Consider the following 16,539-nt stretch of genomic DNA (forward strand, 5'->3'; position numbering starts at 1 on the left):
AGCATTAAAAACACAGAATGAATGGAATATTGATGCTTTCAAAACAAACGCTAGAATCCAATCGCGTTAAGCTCACCCCACTTGAAGCAGCGCATTTACCTGAGTTATTGGCTCGAGGCAAAAAAGCCGAGATCTGGAAATGGGTATTTAACAATTATTGTCGCGATCAAAAAACCATAGAGCAATGGTTTTACGGTTCAGCGCAGTTTGACGAAAGCGAACAACTTGTTGTTGCAATCATCGATAAAGACTCAGGTAAACTGGCTGGTAATAGCCGCTTGTTTAGACTTGATAAACTCAACCTAAGTGCCGAGATCGGCCATACTTTTATTGGTACTGAATTTCAACGCACGCATGTTAATACCCACGCCAAATACCTGTTGCTCAAATATGCCTTTGAGGCGATTGGACTAGTACGTGTGCAATTTCAAACGCATGAATCTAACCATAAGTCTCGTAATGCCATCGCACGTCTCGGTGCCCATTTTGAAGGATTGTCGTTAAAAGATAGGCGCCTGCCCGACGGAAGTTACCGTAATACAGCACGATTCGCCATCACCGACGAGATGTGGCCTGAAGTGAAAGCGAGGTTGGAGGAAAAGTTATGAGCTACCCTAGAAACTACTACGTTGAAAGCAATCCAAACATACTCAGATCTGTGATCACAAAACACCCGCTGGCCACGCTGACGGTGATACAGGAAGGCAAGATAAACACCGTTTTTGTACCGCTAACATTAAGTGATGATCATGCTTATTTTCTCGGACACGCTACAAAAGACAACCCAATTTTCCACGCGGACGGTATTATTCAAGCAGTTTTCCACTGTGAAGATTATTACCTTTCACCTGCGGTTATCCCTGACATTAAGCTCCCCACGTGGTTGTACGCAAATGTGATAGTTGAAGGTGAACTCGCGCTTATTGCTACTGATGATGAAAAATACGCGTCAATACAAGCGCAAATAACGCATTTTGAGCAGTTTTCAAATAGTGATTGGCATCTTGATAGCGTGCCTGCCAATCAACGCCAATCGCTGTTTAACGCCATTAACTTTTTCAGGATTAAAATCAATTCGATGCATGGCGCTTTTAAGTTAAGCCAAAATCAATCGAGTGACACTCGCGCAATAATCAAAGCACATTTAACGCCATCCAAACCAATGTTAGCTAGTTATGTGCGTTAACTACTAAACTCATACTGCATTCATGGTTGAAGTGCTTGAATCTTAAAGACCAGCAAGCAATTTCTATTTCAATGCGTTATTTCAAAAACCTAATAACAAAATTTATTTTGATGATGCAAAAGTGGCCGGGCCTGATGGCAGTGCTAGCTTTTTGTAGCGGTATAGCAAGCTTTATTTTGGTTGAACGGAAAGAGTCGTTTTCACAGGTCATCGCTCTACTATTACTCACTAGTTGGCTGTGGCTTATTATTGATAACTGGCTTCGCGACCAAGTAGAGCAACGTTTTGGTATTGTGTTGTCACCCAACTTTATGCGCTTTGCCCTACAAATGGTGCAACAGGAAAGTCTATTCTTCGCACTGCCTTTTTTCTTGGCTGCCACAACATGGAATCATCCACAGGCTGCGTTTACCTGCTTAATTGCACTCTGCGCGTTTATCTCCGTTGTGGACCCGATATATTACAAAAAGCTGGCTCGGCACAATGTGCTGTTTATGGTATTCCATAATTTTGCTTTGTTTGTTGTGATTTCAGTTACGCTACCTATTTTGCTTCACCTGACAACCGACCAAAGTATACAAATAGCGCTAGTCACCGCCATTATTCTTACCCTACCGAGTCTTGGCAATGTCATGCCACACGCAAGATGGTGGCGTTTTCCCTTATTGGCTCTGCTACTAAGTGCGCTTAGCACTGGCTTGTGGCAGCTACGTAGCTGGGTTCCCCCTGCGGCCTTAAGACTCACCGACATAGCATTGGCTTATGAAGTTGATAGGCAGCAGCGAAAACCGATGAACAGTATCCAACACCTCGATACCCATTCGCTTCACGAACAAGGCTTATACAGTTGGAGCGCGGTAAAAGCACCTCGGGGACTAAACGAAAAGATATTTCACGTGTGGGTACACAACAAACAAATGGTTGACCGAATTCCGTTAAATATTAGCGGTGGACGCGAAGAAGGCTATCGAGCTTGGAGCCATAAAACCAACTTTCCGGCCGACTCAACAGGTAAGTGGGAGGTGCACGTTGTCACCAATTCAGGACAACTGATTGGCCTTACAAAGTTTACTGTATCTCCTTAGGAAGTTTTAAGGAATTACAATCAATTATCGACACCGAAGCGCCGTGATAGCTTTATTATGATATGGTTAAGTGCCTCTTTTTTAACTCAAGGAAGTCTATGACTGATTTTTCCGTTTTACCGGACGAAAACTCAAAGCGATTTGTTGCTGTGCTCAATAAAAAAGTTGAACTTGGTCGGCTTTTTAATGCGCTTGGCCATCTGACCGCTGGCCTCATTGACCAAATTGGTAATACCGATGAGCTTTGCTTTTTACCGTATCAAGACAAAGATGGCGGCATTCACCCTTCGATTTCGCACTACCCTTTTATTGTGCTTAAAGCGGATAATAGTAATAAAATCAGAAAAGTGCGAGCAGAGCTTGTGGCTCGTAACATCCCCTTTACCGATTTTACAGATACCATGATTGTTGGCACATCCGAACAGCAAGTAAGCGCCACCGCTGAAACACCAGAACAAGATTTAGAGTACTTTGGCATTTGCATGTTTGGCGATAGCACAGAGCTTAAAGAATTTACTGGGAAATTCAGTTTGTTTAAATAACCCGAGGCTTATTTTTGGTATTACTGATTTTGTTATAGTTTAGATTTAATTTATGAAACGATTTTCAAGTATTGCGTTGGTAATTGTTGTATTACTAGTCATCCTTAATATGAGTAATTTGCCTTGGGAGTTAAGATTTGCAGCTCCTCAGCATAATTACCTTTTCGTTATGATACTGGCCATCATCTTACCCGCTTCAGTGTTGTTGTGGTCGTTATGTCGACGCACCAAGTTACTCAAAGTGTCTGGCTTCTTAGTCGCTTTGGCAGCAGCAGTGCCGAGTTTCATCGTATTCATCTTTGCCGCTGGTGATTATTCCGAGATCAAACAAAGCGGCGTTGACAACTCCTTTGCCGAACTTAATCGACTGAATGTCAATGACGATAACTATGTGCTTTACCGAACCGACCGCGGAGCCACCACCTCATATGGTTTAGTTTTACGCTTAGAGCGAGAAATCGGATTTGGTATTCATGCAGTAAAGGTCGTTCACAGCAAATACAAAGCCGCAGAAGGTCAGCTGGAGTTGCTTTCTGAGAGCCAAATAAAAATGCAGATCCAGCCTTATGATACGCAAGACCAAATGGAAGTGGTGGTGTTAGATATTTAAAATACTTTCTATCTCTATTGCGTGAAATACATGATAAAAGCAACAAGATCGCTGTGTGAAACAGCTCCTACTGCGTAGCGTAAATACGCGTGTAGGAGGCGGTTTGTCCACCGAGGGTTTATGTGCTTCGACAAATACTCGTTGAAGAATTTATCCCTCTAACCTAAGCCCAAAGCCCGACATAAAAACAACAAGATCGCTGTGTCAAACAGCTCCTACCTCAAGGTGAAACCAAGCAAAAAGCCGATACTGGCTTTTTGCTCTTCACATTTAACACTGTTAAATAATTGTCTTACGGGTTCTTAGGCGATTAAAGTTAACGTAAACCTTTTTACCACAGTCTAATTTAACTGTGAAACCCGAATGCTCCTCTTTGATTTCAATGAGTTTTTCATAATTCTCTTGGAAGTAGGTCTTCGTCGGGATGGATGCGTCTTTAAAGCTGATAAACGCGCCGTATGCCCCTTCAATAGTGGTGTCGCGGCTAACTTCAATCCAATCAAGTGCACGGTTTACATAGCGGTATACTGGATTTGCTTGACCAAGGCGTTTGCTGTCGTAACTGCCGTCGTATTTTAACTCGGTATTCCACCAAGTTTGGTATTGAATGGTGTACTGCGCAGTAGTATAAGGAAAGGCAACACGCTTCTTAGCATCATCACACGTATCATTGGCATAAAACTTACCCGAAATGGCTCCTAAAGTGACGTAACTAAATAGTCCAAGTGGGGCATTTTGTGCAAACAGTAAAGGCGATGTGAGTGAACGCAATAGCGCCAACTTGCCTTGTTCAGTAAGGCCAGACTCACGCACTAGCTTTGAGGTGATCTTGTGTGGCGCTGGGGCATCAAAATCTGGTGTAAATGGTTCCCCATCAAGGCTTGCAGCTAACGTTCCTTTTAATCCCAGTTTTTTGAGATTAGCCAAGGAGTTTCGTGACCAGTCAGACATCAATGCTTCACTATAATTCTGCTTGGTGTCCGTGCCCGTCACCTGCACTTTAGCAGCAGGAAAATACTGCTTAGCAAACTGAACCAGCGCCTTTTCGGAGCCTTGCCAATAGCCGTACATAGTGCTTGGGTGCGCTAACGCTTTTTCGTAACCAGATGATTTTTTACACTCGCTAACATCTGGTATGGCGTTGATTTTTAGGTTAGTACCAACTAAGTTCTCGGTATCCTTTCCCGTATCGTTAATCGCACCTTCCCACTGGCTGAGCAGCTGCCAAGTTGCTAAGTCTGTAGAGCCAACCGCCTCATTATTCCAGTTAATTTCAAAGCGGTGGATTTCATCAGGTAGCTCAAAAGCTTTAACTCTAAACTCCGTCACTATTCCATAACTTAACGCCCCGCCTCCGCGTAGCGCCCATAAGATATCTTCGTTTTCAGTTTCAGATACCTCAACTCTCGAGCCATCTTGCAAAATAACAGTCGCACCAACGAGTGACTCACAGCACATCCCTTTTGCTCGCGTCCACGGGCCCCAACCACCGCCTTGAATATACCCAGCTAACCCAACCGTGGCGCAAGTGCCGTGCGGAATGGTTAACGGCGGAATATCTTTATAACCAGATTCTGCAAGCTTTGGGACTAATTGATAAAAGCGATATCCAGAACCAATATGAGCGATATAGTCATCGCCTTCTTTCTCAATGGAGAAGTCTTTTAAACCGCTTAAATCCAGTAGCACCACATCTGTGCCGCTACACTCCCCTTCGTGATCATGGCCGCCAGAGCGCACCCGAATGGGTAAGTTAAACGCTATCGCCTCTTGATAGGCGCGCATTACATCATCGGTGTTATTACACATCACAATCACCGAGGGCGAAAACTGAAACCGTGTGTTAAAGATAAGCGCTTTAGCTTGATATTCTCTAAAGCGCTCCATCGAAGTCCCCCCCGTTGGCAATAAAGTAAGCAACTGCTTTGCAGAAAAGCCATGCTTGCTTTCTAACGCGAGTATAAATCCTTGTGTCGCGCGCCAATAGCGGTCGATACGCTTTTGTGCTTCTTCTAACTGAGATTCAGGGATTGGTTTATTGGATTGTTTAGGCATTGTTGTTTCCTTGCGCTGTGCTATTTCCACATGGACAGTCGTCCACTTTGTTACCCGTAATGGCTTCGGCGAGATCTTGTATCGCCGGTGCGAGATCTTTTTTATCAATATTGACTTTAATGAGATATGGCTTACATGGGTTTTCATGAAGCGCAGCAAAAACCCCATTTAGATCCGCGACGGTCTCTACATTCAAATATTCGACAAAATACGCATTCGCTAATGATTTATAGTCCCAACGATGCAGATCATCAAATGGTGCAAATGCGCCCGCAGGAGTAAACGCACAGATATCAACGAACGACTGCTCAATTGCATACACTTGGTTACTCATTACAAACACTGCAGTATTGAGTTTGTTATGGCTAATGGTAGACAGTGTTTGACACATCATCATAAACCCACCGTCGCCGGCAACCACGACACTACGCCGATTGTCAGCCAAGGCTGTGCCGAGTGAACAACCGGTTTCATGACCTAACGACCCCCAAGCAGCGTCACTAATAAAGCGACTTTCATCAATACCAGTTAAACGAGCCGCCATATAAAGCGAAGAGCTTTCACCTAAAATAAGGTTGAAGTCACGCACCTTTTGGCATTGGGCTAGCTGCTTTTGGTATGTGTAAAAGAAGTTTTCGTAGCTGATGGTATCGCAATCTTGTACGGGACTTTTCAAATAGGGGTTTTCCGGCAACGAGCAAAGCGCACGATGCTGCATCGGGTAATGCTCAATATACACCGTTAAATCATCAATAAACTGTGCTAAATCGATACCACTAAAGCGCTCGCAGTTACCAATTCTTGCTTTGCCCATATTCACGCGGATCAATTCGTTACCTTGCGTTTTTAACATGGTCAGGTAATCGTCGGTGAATATCGCGCCCAACGCTAAAATGCAATCTCGTTTACTAACAAAATCAAACGTTTCAGGCCATGATGCTTCACCCGCATAGGTGCCAACAAACAACTCCTTCCCAAGCCCTTGCGCCTCACTTAGTACTGATTTGGCTAGCGTGGTCGTGGTATACGGAATATTGAGAGTACAGAGCAAGCTCTCGACTTCCCTTTGTATGCCCAGCCGCGTGATCTCAATGCCTAATAATACCAATGGCTTCTCAGCCTCTTTGAGTCGGTTGATTACTTTATCGAGTAAACTTGCCATCATCGCAGGATTAGAAGCCGGTTTTGGGATCACTAAATGGCCATCTGGTTTATCACAAGCTGCGCCCCACACGTTTTGCCATGCTTCTAGATAAATAGGCCGCTTTTCACTCATGGCAAGGCGTAACGCATTATCAATAATCTTAGGAGCAGAAGCAGGATCCGAAAGAATTTCACTGGCGACAGTGACATTTTCAAACACCTTTTTATCAGCGCTATAGTCACCGGTAGAGTGATGAAATAACACGCCTGTTTCTTCAATATCTACACGGTTTTCAGCCGATGGGCTTGCCGATATAACGACAACAGGATTACGCTCGACATAAGCGCCGGCGATCGCGTTTAATACACTGAACGTGCCAACGCCGTATTGCACCGACACCGCGCCAATTCCACGGTATCTTGCATATCCATCCGCCGCATAGCCTGCCCCTAGCTCGGTTACATCACCTATTGCATCAATACCAGGAAAGTTATCAAGAGCAGTCATAAATTCTTGCACATAGTCACCAGGCACTTGAAACACCTTATCAAGGCCCAACTGCTTTAACCGCCACAGTAAATGGTCAGCAACCGTAAAATTAGCGGTACTCATGATTAATACCTCGATAAGCGAACTCAGTGACTTCGTCTAGCGTGTCTGAATTGGCATTTGGCTGTTGCGCTGAATGCTGACACGAGCACCCACCTTTACGGCAATCTACTGGTAAGTAGTTATGATGTGACTCTAGCCACTGCTCATACTGTGCTTTGTCTTTAGATAACCAGTTAGGTGTTGGTAAAGCAAAAAACTCAGCCAATGTCGATTCAGCCGTATTTAATGCTCCTTCTACCCAGCCTTGTTCATAGGAGTACGCTTCGCCAACAATATAGATTTCTTCACTCGCAACAGGGTGGCGCATTCTGCACATGATCTCATCGAGACGATAATTGGCTTTCCACTCATGCCAACCACCGCCATAAGGGTCATCTCCCCATTCTTGGTAGATAGCAGAATATGGCATTGGGAGCGCTTTTTGATTATGTAACGCTTGAATTTGGCGATGTGCCGCTTCAACCATCCCGGTGGTAATTTGATACTGGTTTTTAGGTACTATCTCATTTTCGGTATAACCTTCTGCACCATAGGCTGGCATATAGCCTTGGTAATGCTCGCCCTTTTCTAAACCTTTCCAGTAAGGAATAGTGCCAATATCATTGTAAGAAGCCATTAGCAGCGAGTTGGTATTGGGCTCACCATAGGTGTGCTCTACTTTACATACCTGTTCGCCTTTTTCGTTAGTCTCGTATTCAAGGCATTCTTTTTGATCGCATTCCGTGCCCATGTAATAAGTTTGACGGATTGGTAAGTCAGTGACAGAGCGACCAGCAACAAGGCCCAAACTGCGCCACCAAGGTTGCTCGTGTGCCATAAACATCTTAATCGCCTTTTGGATAAGCACAGATGGAATGTTTTCTTTCAACCAAGGGTCGTCAAAGAACGGCGATTCAATTAGCTCAAGCGAGCGCCTTGGCATAGCCAAAATAAGCCGCTTCACTTTAACGCTGTACGCTGGAGCATCTTTATCAACCACTTTCCCACTGCTATTCACTTGTGTTGGTTGAAAAGTGAGTTGATAACGATACTCGCCACAATCATGCAGCTCAATTTTTGCAAGTCGATGCAACATATTAACGCGCTTACAGCGGTCAAGGCAGCCCGGTGCCGCTGCAAACTCTTCACATAACTTCAGCGGTAACGCCTGAAAACCATCTTTGAGGGTCTTAAATACCGTATCATCGCTATATTCAGTGGCAGGCAACTGAGTAACCGCACTGGCATTCGCCACATTAGCATCGTAGCCCCCCGCTTCTTTCATAAAAAGGTATGCTTCGTTACTCAACACATGCTCAAGCAAGTTCCAAAAGCCAAAGCGCCAAATTTCCTTGCCAAACACTTTGACTTTCATCTGCTCTGCAAGAGACATGTCAGCAAACCCCGGGCAGATGAGGTTCATGACTTTAACTTGAAGATCTTCCGGTCCATAGCCTCGCTCTGTTTCTTCAAGCTGGTATGGGATTTTATCTGGACACTCGGCGAAATCACGATATCTAAAATATTGTCCGCGCAGGTAAAAGAGGTTGTTTTCACTACCTGCTTCAGGGGAGCTTTCTGCATTTGAAGGGTATAACGGCAGCTTTGAGCCCATTGGGAAGTCTTTGGTTTGGAGTTTTAGCTCATCCACCAGCGTACTCACCATCACATGATCCTCAGGAATAAAGCGCATTCCACCAAGCTCAGCCACAACGTTGGGCAACCCCGGAAGCGTGCGACTGTACAAGCGACCACCGATACGATCGCTATATTCAAATAAGCCTATGCGATGTGTATCACCAAGCTCTTGTTGAAGGCGCCATGCACTATATACACCCGATACACCGCCACCCACAATGGCAATATCTAGTTCTTTATTCATTTTAATATGCTCCTTTAAGCTATTACTTTAAAAGCATATTTAAGGGTCGTGATTTTATCTATTACACCGAGTTACAACAGATTACAGAGACATTACAGCAACTACAAAAACCACTTCACTAAATCAACATAGATATGTAACCCAATGTTTTAGCTTAGCTAATCGCATTTATTTTGATTAACGCAAATGCCGTGCAAACGGCAATGACTCAACTCGGTGAAGAAATCCGCATAGTCCTACTTACTTCTTATTCCGCCTAAAAGATGTTTATTAATTAAACAAGTCATTTAGCATGATTTTGGTTTTCTTTTTCACCAATTAGCGCTGACTCGATTAAAACAATTGAAATGAAAGTTTCACAAAAAAACTTCTAAAAAACTCAATTTTTACGCAAACAAACATTGACCTTACCACCGTGGCAATCTTTACAGTTATTTAACTTGGCAGATTCATCCTTAAGGTGAAGTTGACTTTTTATTAACCTCACTTTGTTAGTAGGGCATGGAAATTAATTACTTCGTGCGTTACCGCTTTGGCACATGCTTGTCGGTAAACAAACTAATTAGGCCGTTACTCAAAGGTATTAAACACCTTTAACACAACTACAGATAGAGACTAACGAAATGAAATTAAAAGAAAAAATGGTTGGAGAAGTAGAGCAAAAACTCCTAGAGATGATCCGTATGGATGTCGCTGAACACTACCCGACTGTCTCCGCCTTTTATCTAGAAGGTGGGCATTTTGATCCGCGTTATTCCGCTACCGAATTCTCAATAGATTCAATGGTAAAGGTGTTAAATGTTGCTAACAACGCGATTCTAGAGCACAAGAAAAAACTTAAAGTGGTGCTTGGCGTGTTGATAGACGATCTGGGCTTACAGTGCGGTAGTGAGTCTTGTGATATTTCTGCATCCCCAGCAATGACCACCGACAGCCAAGGGCTTGCGCCATTACCTGACGAGCTAGAAGCCGTATTAAGTGATTACAGCATTGTAAAACGCGACCGTTTAGTACTTCAAGGTGAGCGCAATTGTAAAAACCGTGGGATCCAATCTTTACGTAAAATCATCTCGCAAGATTTAGCAAGTTTCCCACAATTGTCACTCGCAACGAGCAACGATGTAACTAAAATTCTATTCGAAAACAGTAAGGGAGTAGACATCGTTTTAGCTGAATCAAAAGATAAGGATATATGGACTGCAAAATGCCCGCTTATCATGGCGCAGCACTATAAAGACACTTACCAAAAAGCACTGAAAATGAATCCTCAGGCTGGGGTATTCCACATTATGGACTTCTCTGAAATGGATGACTTTCACAAAGTCGTAAACGGTACTGAAGTAGCGTTAGGACTTTTCCTACAAGATGAAAGCCTTGGCGACAATATTGTTAAGATCTCCAATATTTTCTTGTCTGACTTTGATATGGAAGATTATTCCATTAACACCCAAACCAGCACCCTAGCCGAAACTTGCGAAGCGTAACGCACGCATTTATCCGCTTCAATTTGACTGTTGCCCCAATTTTATACGGAGATTTTTTATGTCACTCATTACAGCACTAGAGAGTAAGTCCACTACTGAAGCGTCGCTACGCTTTCCTATCTATTTAGATCATAACGCCACAACACCGTGCGACGAAGCTGTGTTACAAGCCATGTTACCTTACTTTTGCAACGACTTTGGTAATGCTGCAAGCATGTATGGTTTACATGGCTGGAACGCCCATAAAGCGGTCGAACAAGCGCGTGAAAAAATTGCAGATGCCCTTGGCGCACAACCTGAAAATTTTATCTTTACTTCTGGCGCGACTGAAAGCAACAACTTAGGGATCCGCGGCGTGTTTCGTGCTTGTAATCACAAAGGCAAGCACATTATTACTTCGTCGATTGAGCACCCAGCAACGCTTGCAACACTTAGAGATCTAGAACAGGAAGGCGCTCGCGTTTCTTATCTTGAGCCGTTACCAGATGGCAGCTTTGATATCGACGCAATGAAGGCCGCAATCACGCCTGAAACGATTTTAATCACCGTGATGTACGCAAATAACGAAATTGGCACCATTAATCCAATCGACGACATTGCCTTTATTGCACAGCAACATGGCATTCTATTTATGTCTGACGCCACACAAGCGCTAGGCAAGGTCGATATCAATCTAACCACTTGCCCTATTGATATTTTAACTTGCTCGGCACACAAAATTTATGGCCCTAAAGGGGTTGGCGGCCTGTATTTAAGACATCAACATGGCAGTAGAGTGGTTGATATTAGACCGCAGATCACCGGTGGTGGAAGCGAGCAAGGGCTACGCGGTGGCACGTTAAATGTACCTGGCATTGTTGGTTTTGCCAAGGCAGTGGAACTTGCACAGCGAGAACTAAGAAATGGCGCAATTGACAAAGTTGAACAGCTAAGGGACAAGCTAGAAGATGGTTTATTGGAGCTACAACAGGTGCAAGTCAATGGCATGAGCGAAGAAAGACTCCCGCATGTTTGTAACGTCTCTTTTCATGACACCGACGGTAAAAAAATGCTGAGCTTATTAAAGAAAAGCATTTCGGTCAGTACTGGCTCAGCTTGTTCGTCAAGCAACCTATCGCCAAGCCACGTATTAACCGCACTTGGGCTATCGGATGAACTGGCACAGGCAACCATACGCTTTAGCCTAGGCAGGCATACTACAGAAGCCGAAATTGACTTCGCACTCAACAAGGTTAGAGAAGTCGCGGCGCTAACTTTACTCGTTTAAATAATACTAAATTATTCCCAAACAAACACTTAAGGAGAAAAATATAACAATGGAAAACTTATCGAATTTAGCCAATGCACTTGATTACTCGGACATTATTCACCTTGAGTTTTACGTGCAGGAGCAGCTTGCAAAGGGGAAAGAAATTTGTGATTTGATCATTGGAGATTTTGACACGCAACAATTTCCGATGCCCGACTACCTTACCGCACAGATCCAGCAAGCTTACGAGAATAAGCATAACGATTACCCCCCACTTGAGGGGGTGTTATCACTTCGCGATGAAGTAGCAAAACAAACTAAAAAGCACTTTGACGTCAGCTACAACCCAGACACAGAGATGCTGATCTCTGGCGGTGCAAGGCCTTTGCTGTATTCTGCGATGCTCGCTACAGTGAGCGCAGATGACAAGGTGATCTACCCTGTTCCTTCTTGGAATAACATGTTTTACACCACTATGTGTAGTGGCAAGCACGTGCCTATTGAAACCAGCGAAGCAAATCAGTTTTTACCTACAGCGGAACAGCTCCAAGCGCAAATATCTGACGCGCGCCTTATCACCTTATGCTCACCGCAAAACCCTAACGGCTCCATGTTTTCAAAGCAACAGCTCAGTGAAATCTGCGACATGGTTGTCGCAGAAAACGCGCGCCGCAGAGCGATAAACGCCAAACCACTCTATGTTATCTACGACCAAGTGTACTGGATGCTGACAATGCAAGAGGTTGAGCATTATCATCCGGCGTCGCTTTGCCCAGATATCAAGCCTTACTTAATAGTGGTTGATGCCGGCACCAAAGCTTTTGCCGCAACAGGTATTCGAGTTGGGTGGGCGACAGGCCCACACGAAGTGATAGCAAAAATGCAGGTGATCCAAGAACATATAGGTGCAATGGCCCCGACGGCAGAGCAACTTGCCACTGCGGTGTTATTTCAAAATGAAGCCTACCTACAAAGTTATTTAGCCGGCTTTAAAGAAAAAATACTAGCCTCAATGGCGGTACTGCATCAGGGTGTTCAGGATATGAAAAGCGCAGGCATGGCAATCGATTCATTTATACCAAATGCCGGCATTTATATGACCTTGAAGATCGACGCCATCAATATGGAAACACCCGACGGAAACGTACTCGAAAATGCAGATCAAGTTAGTCGTTATTTAATTGATAACGCAGGGTTAGCACTGGTGCCATTCCCCAGCTTTGGCTGTCGCTCTAAAGCGTCACAGCTTTGGTATCGCGCTGCCGTTTGTACTATTTCACCGAGTGAAATTGAAGCGGCGCTGCCAAGATTACAAAGTGCACTGCTCGCACTTACCCAGTCAAGACTATTACTTGAGGCTTAGCGCTATTCTGCACAACAAAAAAGCCAGTCTTCATTATTGAAGACTGGCTTTTTAACGTTTGCCTATTCTAACCTTCGGCTACTTTAGGCTATTTTGGCAAAGCCCATCTAAAATTGGACAGTTTGCATTTTCGTCACCACTACAGTTGTCCGACAGCTGTTTCAAGGTCTCACGCATTTGCTGAAGTTCATTGATTTTATGCTCAATCTCATTCAAATGATGCTGCGCTATCGATTTGACTTCACGGCTAGTACGGTCTGGGTTTTGTAACAAATCGAGTAAAGACTGGATCTGCGCAATAGGAAACCCCAGTTTTCGTGCTTGCTTTATCACACCTAGTAATTGTAATTGTTGCGAGTCGTACAGCCGGTAACCCGCTTCACTTCTTTTGCTGCACTTTAGTAGCCCGCTGGCCTCATAATGGCGGATCATTTTTGCAGAGAGTCCTGTACGCTGCGCGGCTTCACCGATTGTGATCAGTTTTTCCATGACGTTTACTCCTTTGGTTGCCAACGTTGCAATAACAACGCATTGCTAATGACTAGTAAACTACTGGCCGCCATCGCCGCACCTGCAAAAATAGGGTTAAGGTAACCCAGTGCTGCCAATGGAATGCCAATGACATTAAAGATAAATGCCCAAAATAGATTTTGCTTGATTTTGCGATAGGTTAATTTTGCCATCGCTAAAGCAGATGCCACTAAGCTTGGCTCGCCGCGCATCAGCGTCATTGCCGACGCGCTTACCGCCACTTCCGTACCGGTTGCCATTGCGATACCCAGATCAGCCTGTGCCAGCGCTGGGGCGTCATTGATCCCGTCGCCGACCATTGCCACACAGTAACCTTGCTGTTGGGCATTAGCAATATACTCAGCTTTGTGCTCTGGCAGTACCTGCGCTTTATAATCGTCCAGCTCCAGCAATTTAGCATTGTACTGTGCACTACTTTGGCTGTCTCCGGTCAACATTGCAACTTTAATTCCTTGCTGCTTAAGCTGTTTGACCGCGGTATAGGCATGAGCTTTAAGCTCGTCAGTAAAGTAGAATAGCGCCAAAAACTCGCAACTCAGTTCACTATTTTGGCTCACTAACCAAGATAAAGAAGCGCCGGGTATTTCTTCTGGTAGCGCAGGCAAGGTTAAGCCTAACTCTTGCATCCAAAAACCGCTCCCCAAATAGACTGTTTTATCTTGGTATTGTGCTTTAACGCCTCTACCCGCCACCACTTTAAAGTCGCTTACAGGAAGTAATGACAATTGCTTTTCTTGTGCCTTATTGACCACAGCCTTGGCAAGCGGGTGTTCGCTGTATTGCTGTAACGATGCCGCTAGCTGTAACACGTCGTTTTGATGATACGTAAAAGTGTGCATATTGCTAAGCTCAGGTTTGCCCACCGTAAGCGTGCCCGTTTTGTCAAAAATCACCATATCGATGGCAGTTGCTTGCTCCAGTGCACCAGCATCCTTTACTAAGATCCCATAACGCGCGGCAGTGCCAGTACCCGCCATAATCGCGGCAGGTGTTGCTAAACCAAGCGCACACGGGCAAGCAATAACAAGAACGGCCACTGCATTCAGAATACCTGTTGGCCAATCTCCAGTACTTAGCCCCCAAGCAAAAAATGTAATAAGCGCTATTACCAATACAGCAGGTACAAATACCGCACTCACTTTATCCACCAACGCTTGCACTGGTGCTTTCGCGCCTTGTGCTTGCTCTACCAAGCAAATAATTTTGGCTAGGGTCGATTCCGCGCCAACACTGGTTGCATCCACTTCAAGCACGCCATCAAGATTCACCGAACCACCAGTAACTTTATCTGTTTGTGCTTTATAAACAGGGACACTTTCACCGCTGATAAGCGCTTCGTCTACCTGTGAGTGGCCTTCAACTACAACGCCGTCAACCGGTATACGCTCACCAGGTTTGATCAATAGTCGTTCGCCGCTTTTTACTGCCCCTGCAGGGACTTCTTGCCAGCTATTATCACGCCAGACCATAGCCGTTGTTGGCCTTAAGCTTTCAAGCGCTTTAAGGGCGCTGGTTGTACGCCGCTTGGCTCTGTGTTCAAGGTACTTACCCAGCAGTACCAAACTCAACACGGCACTGCTGCTTTCGAAGTATAAATGCGGAGCGCCATGCTCACCGCTGAATGTCCACCACAAATACACTGAAAGGCCATACGCTGCACTGGTGCCGATAGCCACCAGCAAATCCATATTCCCGGTTCCCGCTTTTATTGCTCCCCATCCGGCACGATAAAAACGCGCTCCAAAATAAAACTGAACAGGCGTGGCCAGTGCCCATTGCATCCACGCCGGGAGCATCCAATTTTGGTTAAACAGCATGGCAAACATGGGTAACACCATAGGTAGGGTGAGTGTCAGTGACGCCACTGCTGGGAACCAATCAGCACGATAAAATGGAGTTGCTGCAACTTGTTCGCTTGACTCATCCGAGCCTGCTTGTGGCTGCACCACGGTGTAACCGGCGTCGTTAAGCTGGGCTTCTATTTCAGCGAACGGTAATTCTGCCACTAAAGTTAAGGTGAGCTTTTCAGTCGCTAGATTGACCTCAGCTTTAATTACCTGCGGTAACGCTTGCGCCGCCTTTTCCACTCGGCTCACACAAGACGCACAAGTCATGCCTTTAACTTGATATTGCACTTCACTGGTATTGACCTTGTAGCCGGCATCTTTTACCGCACTCACCAACGCTGATACTTCCGCACTGCCCTCTACCGACACTGCTTCCAATGCTAAATTAACACTAGCACTGACAACGCCAGACACTTTCTCTAAGGCTTTCTCAACTCGGCCAACGCATGAGGCGCATGTCATGCCTGATACATTAAATTTTATTACCTTGTCCATTTCTATCTCCGCAAACGCGTTAATTCTCATTGTTGGACACTAACCCTTACCCTCATGGTAAGGTCAAACAAAATTGTTCATTCATCTAACAGAAGCTTATTGTTAAATAGTAGTTGACCTTACCATCAAGGGAAGCTTCACAGTGCAAGCTCTTTAATCCACAAAGGAAATAATGATGTTAAGACTAAGAGTAGAAAAAATGGTCTGCGGTCACTGCGTAAAAGCAATCACAGAAGCAATGCAAGCGGCTGATAGCCAAGCGCAAGTGAATGTCCGCCTCGATGATAAAATCGTTGAAGTTTCAAGCACCAAAGGAGAAGACGACGTTATCGCTATTATTCGTAATGCAGGCTATAGCGCAGAACTCATCAACGAAAGCTTTGCCTAACTCCCAGAAGTTATCAATCCAAGTCGACCCAAACCACTTTGCATTAGTAAGGTGGTTTATCCACTCACTTCCACCTTCATTGCCACT

Annotated in this window: 14 protein-coding genes; 9 read left to right on the forward strand and 5 right to left on the reverse strand. The window is 44.8% G+C overall.

Annotated features, from left to right (window positions below):
* Positions 1-32 precede the first annotated feature (32 nt).
* The 5 genes from A587_RS0110765 (at position 33) to A587_RS0110785 (ending at position 3,423) form a co-directional block, all read left to right on the forward strand.
* Positions 33-608, forward strand: a complete 576-nt coding sequence (locus A587_RS0110765; protein ID WP_017217596.1) for a GNAT family N-acetyltransferase — start codon at positions 33-35, stop codon at positions 606-608.
* Complete coding sequence (locus A587_RS0110770) at positions 605-1,186, forward strand: FMN-binding negative transcriptional regulator (protein ID WP_017217597.1); 582 nt, start codon at positions 605-607, stop codon at positions 1,184-1,186. The genes A587_RS0110765 and A587_RS0110770 overlap by 4 nt, the downstream gene beginning before the upstream one ends.
* Positions 1,187-1,257: 71 nt before the next feature.
* Positions 1,258-2,271 carry a DUF5924 family protein gene (locus A587_RS0110775; protein WP_026000964.1) on the forward strand — a complete coding sequence of 338 codons (1,014 nt, stop codon included), beginning with the start codon at positions 1,258-1,260 and terminating at the stop codon, positions 2,269-2,271.
* A gap of 98 nt (positions 2,272-2,369) precedes the next feature.
* Positions 2,370-2,813: a DUF2000 domain-containing protein gene (locus A587_RS0110780; protein WP_017217599.1), complete on the forward strand. Its 444-nt coding sequence runs from the start codon at positions 2,370-2,372 to the stop codon at positions 2,811-2,813.
* A gap of 52 nt (positions 2,814-2,865) precedes the next feature.
* On the forward strand, positions 2,866-3,423 hold the full coding sequence (locus tag A587_RS0110785) for a hypothetical protein (RefSeq protein ID WP_010603642.1): 558 nt from the start codon (positions 2,866-2,868) through the stop codon (positions 3,421-3,423).
* A 279-nt stretch (positions 3,424-3,702) separates the two neighbouring features.
* On the opposite strand, the gene A587_RS0110790 is transcribed toward A587_RS0110785, so the two are convergent.
* Genes A587_RS0110790 through A587_RS0110800 form a run of 3 tightly spaced genes read right to left on the reverse strand, consistent with a single transcriptional unit; the run spans position 3,703 to position 9,095 of the window.
* Complete coding sequence (locus tag A587_RS0110790) at positions 3,703-5,478, reverse strand: FAD-binding oxidoreductase (RefSeq protein WP_017217600.1); 1,776 nt, start codon at positions 5,476-5,478, stop codon at positions 3,703-3,705.
* The gene (locus A587_RS0110795; protein ID WP_017217601.1) at positions 5,471-7,234 is read right to left on the reverse strand and encodes an alpha-keto acid decarboxylase family protein; all 1,764 of its coding nucleotides are present in this window, start codon (positions 7,232-7,234) and stop codon (positions 5,471-5,473) included. Before A587_RS0110795 ends, A587_RS0110790 begins: the two co-directional genes overlap by 8 nt.
* Positions 7,221-9,095: a flavin monoamine oxidase family protein gene (locus A587_RS0110800; protein ID WP_017217602.1), complete on the reverse strand. Its 1,875-nt coding sequence runs from the start codon at positions 9,093-9,095 to the stop codon at positions 7,221-7,223. Before A587_RS0110800 ends, A587_RS0110795 begins: the two co-directional genes overlap by 14 nt.
* A 623-nt stretch (positions 9,096-9,718) precedes the next feature.
* Between A587_RS0110800 and A587_RS0110805 the strand changes: the two genes are divergently transcribed.
* The 3 genes from A587_RS0110805 to A587_RS0110815 are packed head-to-tail and all read left to right on the forward strand — an operon-like array spanning position 9,719 to position 13,191.
* Positions 9,719-10,579 carry a hypothetical protein gene (locus A587_RS0110805; protein ID WP_017217603.1) on the forward strand — a complete coding sequence of 287 codons (861 nt, stop codon included), beginning with the start codon at positions 9,719-9,721 and terminating at the stop codon, positions 10,577-10,579.
* A 58-nt stretch (positions 10,580-10,637) separates the two neighbouring features.
* Positions 10,638-11,846 (forward strand): cysteine desulfurase family protein, encoded by a 1,209-nt coding sequence (locus tag A587_RS0110810; protein ID WP_017217604.1) that lies wholly within the window; start codon positions 10,638-10,640, stop codon positions 11,844-11,846.
* A 49-nt stretch (positions 11,847-11,895) separates the two neighbouring features.
* The gene (locus tag A587_RS0110815) at positions 11,896-13,191 is read left to right on the forward strand and encodes a pyridoxal phosphate-dependent aminotransferase (RefSeq protein WP_017217605.1); all 1,296 of its coding nucleotides are present in this window, start codon (positions 11,896-11,898) and stop codon (positions 13,189-13,191) included.
* Between the two features lie 78 nt (positions 13,192-13,269).
* On the opposite strand, the gene cueR is transcribed toward A587_RS0110815, so the two are convergent.
* Both cueR and A587_RS0110825 read right to left on the reverse strand, forming a co-directional pair.
* Positions 13,270-13,680: a Cu(I)-responsive transcriptional regulator gene (cueR, locus tag A587_RS0110820; RefSeq protein ID WP_010369762.1), complete on the reverse strand. Its 411-nt coding sequence runs from the start codon at positions 13,678-13,680 to the stop codon at positions 13,270-13,272.
* Between the two features lie 5 nt (positions 13,681-13,685).
* Positions 13,686-16,064 carry a heavy metal translocating P-type ATPase gene (locus A587_RS0110825; RefSeq protein ID WP_017217606.1) on the reverse strand — a complete coding sequence of 793 codons (2,379 nt, stop codon included), beginning with the start codon at positions 16,062-16,064 and terminating at the stop codon, positions 13,686-13,688.
* Between the two features lie 172 nt (positions 16,065-16,236).
* Here A587_RS0110825 and A587_RS0110830 point away from each other — a divergent pair, with 172 nt between their 5' ends.
* Positions 16,237-16,452, forward strand: coding sequence for a heavy-metal-associated domain-containing protein (locus A587_RS0110830; RefSeq protein ID WP_232288051.1), 216 nt, complete (start codon positions 16,237-16,239; stop codon positions 16,450-16,452).
* Positions 16,453-16,539 lie beyond the last annotated feature (87 nt).

It is taken from the genome of Pseudoalteromonas sp. NJ631 (assembly GCF_000276645.1).
Lineage (GTDB): Bacteria > Pseudomonadota > Gammaproteobacteria > Enterobacterales > Alteromonadaceae > Pseudoalteromonas > Pseudoalteromonas piscicida.